We start from the raw sequence: 14,041 nt of genomic DNA, 5'->3' as shown, positions 1-14,041 counted from the left end.
AACGATGAGCACCCACACCTTTTTGGCTGAACTTGGTACCGAAGAGCTGCCGCCCAAAGCACTAGAATCACTGCAGAATGCATTTGCGGACAGCGTACGCGCGCAGCTCGATGAGCTCGCACTCGGCTACACGTCTCTCCTGGCCTATGCCACGCCGCGCCGATTGGCCATTGTGATCAATGAACTGCAGGCTATTCAGGCGGACAAGGCCATCGAGCGTCGCGGACCACCTGTCAAGATCGCCTACGATGCCGACGGAAAACCCACTAAAGCCGCCGAGAAATTTGCAGAGGGCTGTGGTATCGACGTCGGCGATATCCGTACGATCAAAACCGATAAAGGTGAGTGGCTGTATTTTGAAGGCACCGAAGCGGGCGCTACGGCGGACGCATTGATGCCCGGTGTCGTTGAGACCGCGCTGGCCAATCTCCCTATTCCCAAACGCATGCGCTGGGGGGACTCGGATGTCGAGTTCGTACGGCCGGTGCATTGGGCGGTCATGATGCTCGACGATAGGCCGATTGACGCGAAACTGATCGGCATGGCTACCGGACGAACAACCTACGGTCACCGCTTTTTAGCCCCGGGGGCCATAGAACTGGCGACGGCTTCGGAATACGCCGAACGGCTGAAAGAAGAGGGATGGGTGCTGGTCGACTTCAATGATCGGCGCGAGCGTGTGCGGGAAATGGTCAATGACGCCGCAAAGACCTGTGGTGGTGTGGTGGTGTCTGACGAGGCGCTCCTAACCGAAATCGCGGCACTCGTAGAATGGCCGGTACCGGTCGCAGGACAGTTCGACGCGCGCTATCTTGAACTGCCACCAGAAGTATTGATTTCCACACTCAAAGATCACCAGCGCTATTTTCCCGTGGTCGACAACAACAGCCGGGCGATTCTGCCGTGGTTTATCACGGTAAGTAATTTGAAGAGCACGCAACCAGAGGAAGTGAAGAAAGGCAACGAAAGGGTGGTCGCACCACGGCTTGCTGACGCTGAGTTTTTCTGGACGAACGACAAGCAAAAATCACTCGCCGATCGCGTTCCAGATTTAGCGGCCGTCGTGTTTCAGCAGCGGCTCGGATCTCTGGCGGACAAAGTCGCGCGAGTGAACGACATCGCTGTGCGCATCGCCGCGCAAACCGGTGCAAACGCTGACTACGTGGCACGCGCGGCACAGCTCGCAAAATGTGATCTACTCACCGGCATGGTCGGTGAATTTCCTGATCTGCAGGGCGTTATGGGACGCTATTTTGCTCAGCATGACCAAGAGCCCAACGAAGTCGCCGACGCGATGGCCGAGCAGTACTTGCCGCGTTTTGCCGGCGACCGGTTGCCAGCCACGCCCACAGGTACCGCGCTTGCACTCGCCGATCGTCTCGATACACTCGTATCGATATTTGCTCTTGGCAAAAAACCAACCGGCGCCAAAGATCCATTTAGCCTTCGCCGCGCGGCGCTTGGGGTACAGCGCATTCTGATCGAATCGGGTCTTGCACTCGACCTTCACGAATTACTGGCACCGGCCGCTGAAGCGGTCATGCCGTTAATCGCACAGGACAAGAAGCCCGCCTACTCGGATGCCCAGGCCCTAACCGCCGACGTATTTGCCTACATGATGGAGCGGCTTAATGGCTATTGTCTGGATGACGCGAGCAAAGGGTTTACGCCGGGCATGCTCGCGGCTGTTGCGGCCAATACGCCCACCCAGCCGCTCGATTTCTATCAGCGCATGGAGGCGGTCAAAGACTTCATGCAGCTGCCAGAATCCGACGCGCTCGCAGCGGCGAATAAACGAATTGCCAATATTCTCAAATCGGCGAAAGACACGATTCCGGACGCCATCGAACCCACTCACCTCACCGAGCCCGCTGAAGCCGCTTTGTATGAGGCACTGGTTGAGGTTACTCGTGACATTTCTCCACTCAAAGCGAAACGCGCTTACGCACAGTCGCTGAGCCGATTGGCTCACCTGAAGTCGCCGGTCGACACTTTTTTTGATGAGGTGATGGTGATGGACGAAGATGATACGAAACGACAAGCCCGACTCGCCTTGCTCAGCCAACTGCGATCCTTGTTCTTGGATACGGCAGATTTTTCGAAAATACAATAAGATACGGCTGCTTCTTTTCTGCTCCAACAGCGCAAAGACACGCATCTGTCCAATTTGGACTCAACCTAAGCTACGGATTCTACGATCTATTTGAGGGAATTTGCAGCGATCCGTCGCTGTAGACAATGCCGGTAATGACGATCACGTGCCACGCCAGCGGTTAAATCGAGCCTGTTTGATGATCAGGCGATGGTATTCTGGACCAGAAAACTGGCCGTCGGGCCGATCATCAAAATAACACCGGGCAACCAACAAACCGGATAGTTTCGCCAACCCACACGCGGCTTGCCCGCATTCGCTGATCTGGGGGGATCGCATGAACCACATGGACTGGACTCATAAACCGTTGTTTTCAAAGATCATGCAACTCTGCATGCTGACCGGCTTGCTCGTTGCGGCACCGCTTGTCTGGTCGGGCAACACCTGCGGCAATCTGCAACTTGAGATCAACGAACAGTGCGATGACGGCAACCAGGATGACGGCGATGGCTGCTCGCGATTCTGCCAAGTCGAAAACGGCTACTCCTGCACCGCACCGTTTTTACCCGTGGCGGACATGGGCACCATTCTCGATGGTGGGTTTGAACAAGGTCCTAATGCGTTTTGGGAAAACCAGGGCAGCATCAGCCCGGTGGTGTGTACCGAACAAGAATGCGCGCTTGCACCGGCTGGCGCGCGCGCCGGCGTGGGTTGGGCGCAATTTGGTGGTGAAGGCTCGTCAACCTTTCGAATCGCCCAAGAGGTCGATTTTCAAAACGATGCTCGGTTTCTAAAGTTCGATATTCTGTTTGAACAATGCCCTAGCTTCCCCTCCAACGCCCAGTTTGTCATTCAGATTAATGGCACGACGGTCTACTCGGCGGGTCATAGCAACCCAGGCTGCTCAAACGGACAACGTTACGTATCTCAAACCGTGAATCTAAATACCGCGCCCGACGGACCTTGGGCGAACGCAGGGACGGTAGAGATTGCGTTACAGCTCGATGAGATTGAAGGCGCCTTTCGCATTGCGGTAGATAACCTTCGTGTCGGTGACGTTACGGGCCCACCCGTACCCTCCATCTGCACAATCGATGCGGACGTGTCGCTATACGAGCCCTTTGAAGACATCAATGGTCCGCTGTCACCACCGCAGTTTGAACAAAAAGTTCGTGGCGAGATCGATTTATTATGGGGCACAACGTCTGACGGCGTCTGCGGCACTAACCAGTCACCGCCCGGCAACCATACCGGTGAGCCTGGCGATGCGGCCTGTATTGATTCGACGTTTCTAATCGCCAATCGCGATGAAGAGGCGCGCGCCCAGTTGGCTGCACTGGTTGAGACCTACGTGTGCAATGAACCCGTTGATCTGAGTTTTAAACTCGATAGTCAACTCGAACTGGTGGTGAACTATCAACCCGGCATAATTGTTCCGGGCGGCGAAGATTTTTTCGGTGTGTGGGTCGGCACGACACCTTTTTTTGGTCCGCTCACCTTGGGCGTGAACAGCGCGCGATTGCTCATCAATCAGCCAGAAGGGGATTTTGGACTGCCTCCTGGAACGCCGTTTAACTTTAACATCAGCGATCTGGATGGCGAGCCGGAAGTCTTTGTGTGTTTTGGCTATGGCAACGAAGGTCTTGGCTACGCACAAGTCGACACCGTCATTCTCAGCAGCAATGGCTGCACCGATGATTTTGAAGAAGACAAAATCTTAAGTTGCAATGACAACTGCTCAGAGGTCGACAACCCCCTTCAGCGTGATACCGATAATGATGGGTACGGTAATGCCTGCGATGCCGATATAGCCCGCAATGCACAAGCGGCGACGGCCGATGGCGTTAAATCAGACAATGCATTTGGCAACGACTGCTTAGTCAATTTCCAGGATTTATTTCAGTTTTCACAAGCCATGTTCTCTGATCCACTCCGTGAGAACTGGAATCCCGACGCGGACTTCAATGGCGATAACCTCGTGAACTTTCTGGATTTGGCGATATTCAGTAACCAGTTCTTAAAGGCACCCGGACCAAGCGGTGTGGCGACCACCTGTGCACCCGACGATTCGCAAACGCTGAGCCAGCAGTAGCAGCTCGCGTTTGCGTTGTGTGGCATGCGCAGGCGCCAAAACGGATGTGACCATGACGGACGGTCCGTGCGTTACCGTGCAGTCCGCTTGTCGATCGCTAGATTCAGTTCGAGCACGTCGCGCGACCGCGCCAATGCAGGACTGACGCCACTGTTGTCGCTGTTATAGAACGCCTACCATCGTCGAGCTCTGCGCGATGCGCAGCCCCTAAGTCGACGGTGCCGTTTTATCTGAAAGCGTCAGACCGCGTGCAGCCGATTCGACCTCGGTAATACGTTACCTTGTCGAATAAAAGGGGATAGCAGAAAGCCGACCCCCTGTTGATGGGTTGAAACGCCCCGATTTTCGACCGACTATAAGTGATCAATACAATAAGAACGTACCGCTCCGGGTTTTGGATGTTTAAACGCTTTATTTTTTGGCTCACCCTTCCTTTCGCGTTGCCTCAGGCACTTTGGATTAGAAAAACCGCCAACCGGTTTGACGGCGCAGCCGGTGAGAAAGCCGGGTATATCGGTGATGGCCCGCCATGTCGACTGCTCGCCATCGGTGATTCACTCGTGGAAGGGGTAGGGGCGAGCACCCTCGATAAAGCACTGGTCGGACATACCGCCCGCGCGATGGCCGCACAATTTGGCGTGACCGTGCATTGGACCGCGATTGGGCAATCCGGCGCCCGAACCCACGATATTACACGCGGACTGGTCCCGACGATGCCCGAGCAGCCGTTTCACGTTATGCTGATCTCAACCGGCGTTAACGACGTCACCGGACTTACGCGAACCACGCGCTTTAAGGTTGATTTGCACAAACTGATTGCGGCACTTCGACAGCACAGTACGGATGCGCAGATTGTGTTAACGGGCACACCCCCAATGGGTGAGTTTCCGCTGCTACCTCAGCCGTTGCGGGCGATACTTGGCCTTCGTGCTGAGATTTTGGACACGGTGACACAGCAGGTGGCCGACGAAACAGGATCGATTCATGTGCCAGTCGACATAGAACCGGATCCAATGAAGTTTGCTGACGATGGCTACCATCCGTCCGAATCCGGCTATGCCGACTTCGGAGAGGCAATCAGTCTGAGTCTTGAATCGGTCAATTCGGCGTTTTCGAGACCGCGACAAAACGTCGTGCCGCTGCACAAAGGCCGATAAAGTCGTATCCGCCGAATAGTCCCCTCATTGACTGCGTCCACGCGATTAGATTGTCAGAGCGTCAATAAAAGAAGCCCGACATGATGATCATGCCGGGCTCTATCTTCCTTGTTTTTTTATCTCAGCTTGGGTGGCGCCAGCTGATCATGGCATCGATTCCTTGATGCCTACTTGTCAAAGCGACACTACGACCCGAATACCCTCACTCAATTTGAAATAAATTTCGATATCGATCAGCGTCGATCAGCCAAAAAAAACGGCAGCCGTTGGCTGCCGTTCCTCTGTGTGTGTTGCCGGCTCTTAACGGCGGCGATTGAAGCCCAATCCAAGCAGCGCCGAACCGAGGAGCCACACTGCAGCCGGTACGGGCACTGGCGCAGGCGTGACAGTACCCGAGGCTGAGAAGGTAAATAAGCCACCGAGCGAATCGGCTGTCAGCACCAACGTGCCCGCGGTGTCATCAAAGCCGTCGAGGCTCCAAAACCCGGTAAGAGTAATATCAAGCGCGGTCGACGTTTGAAGATCAATCGCCAATGAGTTTGCAGTGAACGATCCGCCACTCCCGAACGACAGCACCTGTCCAGAGAATGATGGGTCAATGGTGATTGCATTGAGCGACGCATTGCTGCCAACCGCAAACGCAAAGTCGTTAACACCTGCCGCGATGAGCGCCGGATCGGCAAACGTCAGTGTCGTGGCCAGCGTAAGATCACCGTTGTCGGCAGAGTAAGTGCCAAACAGTGCGGTTTCAGAACTCGCGTCAATGAGCATCGCGGATGCTGACAGACTGAATATGCCCATCATCATCAGCATAACCAGGCGCGCAATCATTCCCTTAATATTGGTGTTCGTCATATCGTTTACATCCCTATTGGTTCGTCGTGATAACGAACCGGTTTTTATTAGTTGGTGGTCAAAGAGACCACCGAGTATCGATGTCGTGTACCCCGACCCGATACGTTCCCCCTAAAAATCAATCAGTTGGTGCGACGACGCACGGCGGCCACACCGACCAAACCAAGACCCAGCAACAATAATGTGGAAGGCTCGGACACGCTCTCAGCAATCGTGATGCTCGAGAACGTAAAGAATACACTACCGTTTTGACCTGAGAAGGTCCATGTTCCCGCCGTGTCATCAAAGCCGGTCGCGCTTAGGATGCCGGTGCCGGACAGATTGATTTCGTCGGCATCCTGGAAATCGAGACTAATATCAAGCAAATCAAAGGCATAATTAATACCCCCAGCCGTAACTGACCAGAGCGGCGTGATCGGCGTGTTCGCCGGGTTAAAGTCGAGATCGTTGAAGCTCGCGAATTCACCAGCGGCCGGTGCGAAGTCACCGGTTGCGGTTGTCACCGTGCTAAAACCGAAGGAAATGCCGGTGGCATCCCCAAGACCGGTACCGCCAGTCGGCGTGAACAACCCACCAAAGCCGATGCCACCTTCTATAAAGCCCGCCATGGCAGGTGCCTGGAAAGAGGCCAGCGCAAAAATGGCCATCAATGTGGCAAGACGTGTGCGAAGTCGGTTGGTGCTCATCGTTAATTCCTTATAATCCATTGATTCTGCGAATGTTTCATCAGTTTTCGGTCAACCCTGACCGATCGAAAGCAGAATTTCTATCTTGTTGGGCTTTAAAATATTGCAAAAATCGCACCAGAATTGACATAACTGCCGCCATATTTACCTTAACGCATCTAAGCATATGTTAAGTAAGCGAATAAAATCGGGGGTATTCACCGCCAAACCGCTGTGTCCGCCGCATCAAATCCAATAGATCACAAAACTGTAAACTACGCCGACATTATGTTGCGCTGCATTCGGACCGAGCACTCGCCCGATCACGGCCGGTTGGGTGCGACGATGACCACCCATCAGTGCCCGGGCAACCGAACGTCCGAATCCGGGGTGGTCGCGCCGCGCTTTCCTCGGCCAAATTCATACCAATCAATCCGACGGGTGAGCAGCATGACAGCGGCCAGTAAACCGAACAGCAGTATCGTACCCATTAGCAGCGCAAAGTCCTCGGATCGTAGGATCGTAAAGAGCATCGCGTAGAGCAAACCCATTCCCACACTGTATAGGAAGGCGAGTCGACGATGGCCTAATGCGCCGCTAAGATACACACCGATCAACGTGACGCTCGACACGGTGGCCATCACATAGGCGTGTCGAAACGGCATATGCTCAGACAAGGACACCAACAACAGATAGAAAATCGCCAAGGACAAACCGACGAGCACATACTGCATCGGGTGTAGGCGAGCGCGGGTGAGTGTTTCGGTTAAGAAGAAGGCGACGAATGTGATCGCGATAAACAGCACACCGTATTTAATGGCGCGGGTCACTTTCGTGTAGATATCGACGGGCTCAAAAAACGTAACGCCCAGGCGAGGTAACTGATGCGCGGCGCAACGCGACTCACGAAAACACCCATTGATCTGTGTTTGCGCATTCGTGGCAAACGAGGACACATCCCAAACGCCGCTGAATCCTTCGTCCGAAACCGTGCGCGACGCAGGCAAAAACTGCCCGTCAAATTTCGGATGCGGCCAACCCGACTGTAACGACGCGTTGAAGTGGTGGGCGAGCGGGCTGAAATACAGCGATTGACTGCCGCGTAACGTCAACGTCATCGACACATCGACTGTCTGTGCTTGCTGCGGCCAGATCACATTGGCATGCAGTCCCGGTGGATTGTTCGGCATCTCGCTACCAGCCTGGAGGGACTGCGTCTGGCCGTTCCAGTTGAGCACAGGCTCGCCCGAGATCCCTCGGCCATCGCTTACCATCAACGACAGTGTTGGCGATCCCCATCGAACGAAGTGTTCTGTGTTTTCGATGGTTTCAAGCGAAGAAAACGCAAACGTGGCGCGCATGTCGTGGTGGCTGGTGTATACCGGCACGCTATAAATACCAATCGTACGCATTTCTGTTTGAGCGGTACTCTCAAGGTGCAACGTCTCGGCAATCAAATAATGCATGCGATGCTCTCGGCGAACGCGTGATTCGAGTTTTCCAGTTGCCGGATTCGTAATGCGTTCTGTGAGATCAACAAGGTAGGGCAGCTTGAGCACAGGGCCGGTCACTATCTGTTCGCCCGACCAGGTACGTTCTATTTCTCGAATCACTTGATCACGATAGTGACTGCGATCGTCTACCACGCTTGCGATCATGCCGAGCGGCACCAACAACAGCAGCGCCACCAGTAAAATCATTCCCACTTTGATATAAACCCGAACCATACCTGCTCTCCCGCTTTTCTCACGTCGAAGGTAGGCATAAAAAGCGTTGGCGGGAGCGCTCAATCATGAACAATTGAGGCAAAGGCGCGACACATTCGGGCGCGACATAACGGCGGGCGGATTACACCCGGGGAAAAACTAACGTTCCGATCCGGTCGGAACACGTTTAGACAGTCTATGCGAGGCGAGTGAGACAGCGCTCATGATTGCGCGCCACGCCGGGCTGTCGATGCCCGCACGGGTTTTGGCGGGGCGGTTATCGCGATAAAAAAAGCCCGACGAAAACGTCGGGCCAGCCAATCATTGGCAAATAGACCGCGTCCAGTGCGGTCAGCAGGTTCGACATCGGGGTACAGGTGATGTCATGTTTATAAGCGCTAAAACGACGCCGATTCCATCATTTTGGAATGAAATTCTGCGGTTTATGTTGAATTCCCGGTACACTACGGCCGATGAAATTGGTGATTCTCGACAGAGATGGCGTAATCAACCGCGACTCGAAGGCCTACATCAAGACGCATTCTGAATGGAAAGCGTTGCCGGGGAGCCTTGAGGCGATCGCGCGTCTACACCAGGCTGGCTATGTGGTCGTTGTGGCGACCAACCAATCGGGGCTGGGACGTGGCCTTTTCGATCATAAGGCGCTCGCGGGCATCATGCGTAAAATGCACGATGCCGTGCAGGCCGAAGGTGGCGAAATTGCGGCGGTGTTTTTTTGTCCTCACTCACCCGATGATTTCTGTACCTGCCGCAAGCCCAAGTCCGGTTTATTCGAACAAATTCGCCAACGGTTCAACATTGACAATTTAGACGGTGTGCCGGCCATCGGTGATTCGATGCGTGATCTAGAAGCCGCCAACACAGCCGGTGCTACGCCCATCTTGGTGCGCACGGGAAACGGCGCGAAAACGGAAGCCGAACTGGATACCGATGCTGACATCGCCGTATTCGACACGCTGCTCGATGCCGCCAACGATTTGATTAATGATGGCTAACTCTAACGGACACGCACGGTCTCGGATCACGACCACGCGCTTAGGTCGCATCGCGGACTTTCGCGGGGCGGTAGGCCACGCGATGCATGGCGACCGATACCCGCTCGAACGGTTCGGCCCACACCGGCCTTTCGATCGACCAGCCGTCGACGTTTACCGCAGTGGCGACATTCTTGACCGACATGGCCGTGTGGGTTTGCGATGAGGCATCTGACCTCCTTACTCTTTTTGATCATCATGGGACTGTGCGTGATCCCGTGGGGTCTGGCGCTCACGCTCTCGCTGGTTCTGCCTCATCGTTTCCGATTTGCGATCGTACCCTCCTACGCCCGCATGATGACCTGGCTGCTCAACGTGCTGTGTGGCATCGAAACGCGGATCGAGGGGCTCGACACGCTGCCCGATACGCCTTGCGTCGTTCTGCTCAAGCATTCGTCACCTTGGGAAACGTTGTCACAACTCATGATCTTTCCACAACACGTCATTGTGCTGAAGCGTGAACTGATGTGGATACCCATTTTTGGTTGGGCACTCGCGGCGTTGCGCTCGATTTCGATTAACCGGCGGGCAGGGCGCTCGGCCGTTAAACAAGTGCTGGACCAGGGCAAACAGCGCCTCGCCGAAGGCAACTGGGTCATGATCTTCCCTGAGGGCACTCGCGTTCCCAAAGGGCGCATTGGCCGCTGGGGCCTGAGCGGTACGCTGCTTGCCGTCGAGGCGGGCGTGCCTGTCATTCCGGTCGCCCACAACGCCGCTGACCATTGGCCCAACGGGCAGCTAGTCAAATTTCCCGGCACCATTACGTTGCGAATAGGACCGATCATCGACACCCAAAACTGCACGGCCGAAGAGGTGGCCAGCGAAGCGCGTGCCTGGATGGATCAGGCGATGCTCGACCTCAGTCCCAACCACCAGGCCACCCATCCTGACGGCACGCTGATACACCCCTGAAAGGAAAGCGCATTCTTTGCCTTTTTATAAGGTTTTTTCTTATAAACGTTTATTACGTAATTCCCTGTTTTAAAAGGTGCATGGCGACTAGGCCGCGTTTGGCCGCCAGTCACGTTCCTGTAATGTTCGACAGCCCATCACCGTCTAACCACAACCCAGCGGCCATGGCCTATCTGTATAGCGCTTCGATTTCCGTTATGGATTATAGAGTTGCTGCACTTGCACGGACGTTGACTCGATTGTGCAACAGCCGGTCTTAGGTTCGATTAGTTTAAACTCAGCATTTTCCCTACTTTGCAGGTGAAGGGCGCCTGATTTATGAATCGTCAATTGACAGCACGCTGTGGGCGAGAGTAAACCTATAGAAGATGCACTGTGTAGAAGTGAGGTCCGCAGACGCTGGTCGCGTTGAACCGTTCAGGCTCACCCCGCCCACTTAGCGAGCTGGCCCCACAGTCTGTGCGTCATGGAGAATAAAAACCTGGGGGAATCAACATGAGAATATCGGCATTCGCGGCGCTCATCCTGGCAGCGTCCTTTGCTCAGGCCCAAGATCTGCCTGAAATTTTTATCACTGAAGTGTCACTACCCGACGGTGGCATTTATACGGTCACGATTAACCAGCCTCCATCGCCACCTGGCACGATTTGGTCGATGGCCGCGTGGGGCGTATTTAATCCACCGGCAACCTTCAGCGAAACCCTGCTCACCGGCTGGACGAGTTCACTGTTCGACGCGGCGGCCTGGGATTCGCAGCTAGTTTTTGAGACCGGTACACCCGGCCAACCAATTCCACTCTTTATGTCTGGCGTGAGTGGCGTGAGCGATTTTCTGACGTTGTTCGGCTCACCCGCCGGGCAGGCGGCTGTCTATTGGAACGAAAGCTACTTCGGCAACCCGTTGGTGGCGACGAGCAGTAACTTTACCTGGTCCGGAGGTGACATGGGTCGAGCCTCGCGCGTTGGCAGCACGCAGGCCTTTGCCTACATCACGAATGTGGCCGGTGAACGTTTACTGTGCGAGATCGGCGTTGGCTTTGCGATCCCGTTAACCTGTAACGAAGTGGTAGCAGCAGACGAGGATGGCGATGGCGTGGAGGATTTTAACGACAACTGCACGCTGGCGCCGAACCCCGGTCAGGAGGACACCGATTTTGATGGTTTCGGCAATGCCTGCGATCCCGATCTCAATAATGACAACATTGTAAACTTCCTGGATTTGAGCGCTTTCTCAAACGTATTTCTCACCAATGATGCCAATGCTGATTTCAATGCCGACGGCACCGTGAATTTTCTGGACTTATTAGTCATGAGCGAGCTGTTTTTCGGCCCCCCCGGTCCGAGTTTCGGATTCTAGTGGGCGCAGAGCGGAGGACAGGACAGGGCGGGATATACGTACGTCTTGTGGACATCGATATGGGCTCGCGCCTCGCGAGCCCATCACTAACGCGATTGGTTATTTGATCGGGTTGAATCGTACTGTCTTGATGAACAAGGTACGTTCTTATAACGCGCGATGTTGTGTTTGTTTTATGCGTTCGCTACTAGCGAAACTAGAACCTTGCGCGTTCCATTAAATGGGCGACGGCCATGCATGACACTAAAGTTGTCGATAATGGCCACGTCACCCGTTTGCCAAGACAGGTCGAACGTCAACTCGTCAGACAGTTGAATAGCAACGTTCATATCGTCGGCATCGATCGGCGTGTCGTCACCAAATCGAATCGACTTTGACGGATCGTTACGCGCGTCTGCCCATCCTCGAAAAGCGGCGATCAGTTGATTAAAAAACGACTGTCGCCCGTCTTTCAGTGTGTAAACGGCGGGTAACACCGGTGTAGTCACCGACAGGATTTCATTGTCGCGCCAAATCCACGTGTAGCCCAACGCCGACAACCGTGCCTCGGCCTCACGGCGGTTGTCAACGCCTAACGTGCTGCGCCAACTTCGTCCCTGACCGGATTTCGGGTCGTCGACCGCCGGCATGATATTGGTGTATTTCACGCCGCGTTCAATGCACGCCGCCACAAAATTTGAACGATCCTGTGCCAGTCGCGATAACAGTATATCCGAGCGACAAATGGGCGTTGCACCACCAGACTCAGCAGCCTGTTCACAAAAGAAAAACAATTTCGCCGGATAGATTGGCGTCTGCGCCATCTCATGATGCAGATAAATACCCACATCAGGGGGTGCTTCGTTAGCAGTGAATACACGCTCGGTACGATTGATTCGAACCGCATTGGAAAGTGAATCTGCATACGTAAAGTTGGGGGCATCGAAGGACTGGATGACTTGATCAAAATCCTTGTCAGAAGCCACCGGGAATCCACGTAACAGCACGGCACCATGTAAATCGACCTGCTCAAACAGCTCTTGCCGGCGTTCGCTCAGCCATAGTGCCGCTTCGCGCAGCGAGCCAGAGTGTTCAGCTGAATAGACCAGCGGAAAGACGGATTCGTAATCTTGTTGTTTCTCAACCGCCTGAGTCACTGCGTGAAAGGTCATGATAGTTCGTCCAGGTTAATCGTATATAGGGTGAAAGGTGTTAAACGCGGCCTCACAAAACACACCTGGGTCATTGAAACGACGGTTTGCGTTTAGCGCGGATATCTCGCTCATTTCCTTGTCAGTCAGTTCAAAATCAAACAGAGCAAGGTTCTCTTTCAAACGCGCCGGCTTCGAGGATTTGGGGATAATCGCTGTGCCGCGCTGAATACCCCACCGCAGTACTACCTGTGCGGCAGATCGATTCACTCGCAGCGCTGCCGCCTTGACAACTTCTTGTTTGAGTACGGATTCGTGCGGAGACGCCATATCGAGTTGTAAGTAAGACAACGCACCCAATGGTGAAAAGGCCGTCACCGGAATGTCTCGTTCTTTACACAGGCGTAGCAGTGGTTCTTGAGTACAGTAGGGGTGTGATTCAATCTGCAACATGGCGGGCTTTATGCGCGCATACGAGAGTAAATCGTGCATCAAAGCGGAGGAGTAATTGCACACACCGATACTGCGAGTGCCCCCGTCAGCAACCAGTTCTTCCATCGCACTCCACGTGTGATGAAGAGGCACCGCATCAATCTTCATTGAGGGATTGGAGTCAGTAGGGTCGAAAAGCCATTCTGCGGGATAGCGCCGGTCATGAGGCACGTGTTCAAGGGCTATTGGGAAATGCACCAGATACAGATCCAGATAGTCCAAACCTAAGTCGTCGAGTGTACGATTCAATGCCGGTCGAACGTGCTCTTTGCGATGATCAGTGTTCCACAGTTTTGACGTTATCCAAAGTTCATCTCTTGTGCAGAGCTTCTCATCAAGTGCGCGCTTGATACCAGCACCCACCTCTTTCTCATTGCCGTAGTCACACGCGCTATCTAAATGTCGATAGCCAATCTTGATGGCTTCGTAAACCGCATCCGCCGCTTGTGCGTTGTCGAGTTTCCACAATCCCATGCCAATGCATGGCATGGTTCCATGACCGACTTTCATTGTTGCTGGACTATCCATA

11 protein-coding genes are annotated in these 14,041 nt (G+C 54.2%); 6 read left to right on the top strand and 5 right to left on the bottom strand.

The features are described from left to right. Positions 1-4 precede the first annotated feature (4 nt). The 3 genes from glyS to AAF465_01385 all read left to right on the top strand — a co-directional run bounded on the left by glyS (position 5) and on the right by AAF465_01385 (position 5,341). Entirely contained in the window at positions 5-2,113 is a 2,109-nt protein-coding gene (gene glyS, locus AAF465_01395) for a glycine--tRNA ligase subunit beta (GenBank protein ID MEM7081376.1), read from the top strand. Between the two features lie 325 nt (positions 2,114-2,438). Then, positions 2,439-4,184 (top strand): hypothetical protein, encoded by a 1,746-nt coding sequence (locus AAF465_01390; protein ID MEM7081375.1) that lies wholly within the window; start codon positions 2,439-2,441, stop codon positions 4,182-4,184. Positions 4,185-4,582: 398 nt separating this feature from the next. Next, positions 4,583-5,341, top strand: coding sequence for an SGNH/GDSL hydrolase family protein (locus tag AAF465_01385; GenBank protein MEM7081374.1), 759 nt, complete (start codon positions 4,583-4,585; stop codon positions 5,339-5,341). A 300-nt stretch (positions 5,342-5,641) separates the two neighbouring features. Here AAF465_01385 and AAF465_01380 read toward each other — a convergent pair whose 3' ends face one another. The 3 genes from AAF465_01380 to creD all read right to left on the bottom strand — a co-directional run bounded on the left by AAF465_01380 (position 5,642) and on the right by creD (position 8,588). Further along, the gene (locus AAF465_01380; GenBank protein MEM7081373.1) at positions 5,642-6,196 is read right to left on the bottom strand and encodes a VPLPA-CTERM sorting domain-containing protein; all 555 of its coding nucleotides are present in this window, start codon (positions 6,194-6,196) and stop codon (positions 5,642-5,644) included. A 122-nt stretch (positions 6,197-6,318) separates the two neighbouring features. Beyond that, the gene (locus tag AAF465_01375; protein ID MEM7081372.1) at positions 6,319-6,882 is read right to left on the bottom strand and encodes a PEP-CTERM sorting domain-containing protein; all 564 of its coding nucleotides are present in this window, start codon (positions 6,880-6,882) and stop codon (positions 6,319-6,321) included. 335 nt (positions 6,883-7,217) lie between these two features. Continuing rightward, positions 7,218-8,588, bottom strand: a complete 1,371-nt coding sequence (gene creD / locus AAF465_01370) for a cell envelope integrity protein CreD (protein ID MEM7081371.1) — start codon at positions 8,586-8,588, stop codon at positions 7,218-7,220. Between the two features lie 452 nt (positions 8,589-9,040). On the opposite strand from creD, the gene gmhB reads away from it, so the two are divergent. The 3 genes from gmhB (at position 9,041) to AAF465_01355 (ending at position 11,890) form a co-directional block, all read left to right on the top strand. Beyond that, a complete protein-coding gene (gmhB, locus tag AAF465_01365; protein ID MEM7081370.1) occupies positions 9,041-9,583 on the top strand; it encodes a D-glycero-beta-D-manno-heptose 1,7-bisphosphate 7-phosphatase in 543 nt (180 codons plus the stop codon). Between the two features lie 201 nt (positions 9,584-9,784). Then, positions 9,785-10,534, top strand: a complete 750-nt coding sequence (locus AAF465_01360) for a lysophospholipid acyltransferase family protein (GenBank protein ID MEM7081369.1) — start codon at positions 9,785-9,787, stop codon at positions 10,532-10,534. A 495-nt stretch (positions 10,535-11,029) separates the two neighbouring features. Further along, positions 11,030-11,890 (top strand): thrombospondin type 3 repeat-containing protein, encoded by an 861-nt coding sequence (locus tag AAF465_01355; protein ID MEM7081368.1) that lies wholly within the window; start codon positions 11,030-11,032, stop codon positions 11,888-11,890. A 173-nt stretch (positions 11,891-12,063) separates the two neighbouring features. On the opposite strand, the gene AAF465_01350 is transcribed toward AAF465_01355, so the two are convergent. Together AAF465_01350 and AAF465_01345 are read right to left on the bottom strand one after the other, a co-directional pair. Continuing rightward, positions 12,064-13,041: a TauD/TfdA family dioxygenase gene (locus AAF465_01350; GenBank protein ID MEM7081367.1), complete on the bottom strand. Its 978-nt coding sequence runs from the start codon at positions 13,039-13,041 to the stop codon at positions 12,064-12,066. 15 nt (positions 13,042-13,056) lie between these two features. Next, on the bottom strand, positions 13,057-14,040 hold the full coding sequence (locus AAF465_01345) for an aldo/keto reductase (protein ID MEM7081366.1): 984 nt from the start codon (positions 14,038-14,040) through the stop codon (positions 13,057-13,059). Position 14,041: the final 1 nt, after the last annotated feature.

Source organism: Pseudomonadota bacterium (assembly GCA_039028935.1).
Taxonomy (GTDB): domain Bacteria; phylum Pseudomonadota; class Gammaproteobacteria; order Steroidobacterales; family SZUA-146; genus SZUA-146.
The sequence above is the reverse complement of the archived record's forward strand: the minus strand, read 5'-3'. Positions and strand labels throughout refer to the sequence as shown.

Coding starts and splice junctions, on each gene's coding strand:
- AAF465_01355 (MEM7081368.1), top strand. CDS start 11,030: ATGAGAATATCGGCATTCGCGGCGCTCATCCTGGCAGCGTCCTTTGCT.
- AAF465_01375 (MEM7081372.1), bottom strand. CDS start 6,882: ATGAGCACCAACCGACTTCGCACACGTCTTGCCACATTGATGGCCATT.
- AAF465_01390 (MEM7081375.1), top strand. CDS start 2,439: ATGGACTGGACTCATAAACCGTTGTTTTCAAAGATCATGCAACTCTGC.
- glyS (MEM7081376.1), top strand. CDS start 5: ATGAGCACCCACACCTTTTTGGCTGAACTTGGTACCGAAGAGCTGCCG.
- gmhB (MEM7081370.1), top strand. CDS start 9,041: ATGAAATTGGTGATTCTCGACAGAGATGGCGTAATCAACCGCGACTCG.
- AAF465_01350 (MEM7081367.1), bottom strand. CDS start 13,041: ATGACCTTTCACGCAGTGACTCAGGCGGTTGAGAAACAACAAGATTAC.
- AAF465_01380 (MEM7081373.1), bottom strand. CDS start 6,196: ATGACGAACACCAATATTAAGGGAATGATTGCGCGCCTGGTTATGCTG.
- AAF465_01345 (MEM7081366.1), bottom strand. CDS start 14,040: ATGGATAGTCCAGCAACAATGAAAGTCGGTCATGGAACCATGCCATGC.
- creD (MEM7081371.1), bottom strand. CDS start 8,588: ATGGTTCGGGTTTATATCAAAGTGGGAATGATTTTACTGGTGGCGCTG.
- AAF465_01360 (MEM7081369.1), top strand. CDS start 9,785: ATGAGGCATCTGACCTCCTTACTCTTTTTGATCATCATGGGACTGTGC.
- AAF465_01385 (MEM7081374.1), top strand. CDS start 4,583: ATGTTTAAACGCTTTATTTTTTGGCTCACCCTTCCTTTCGCGTTGCCT.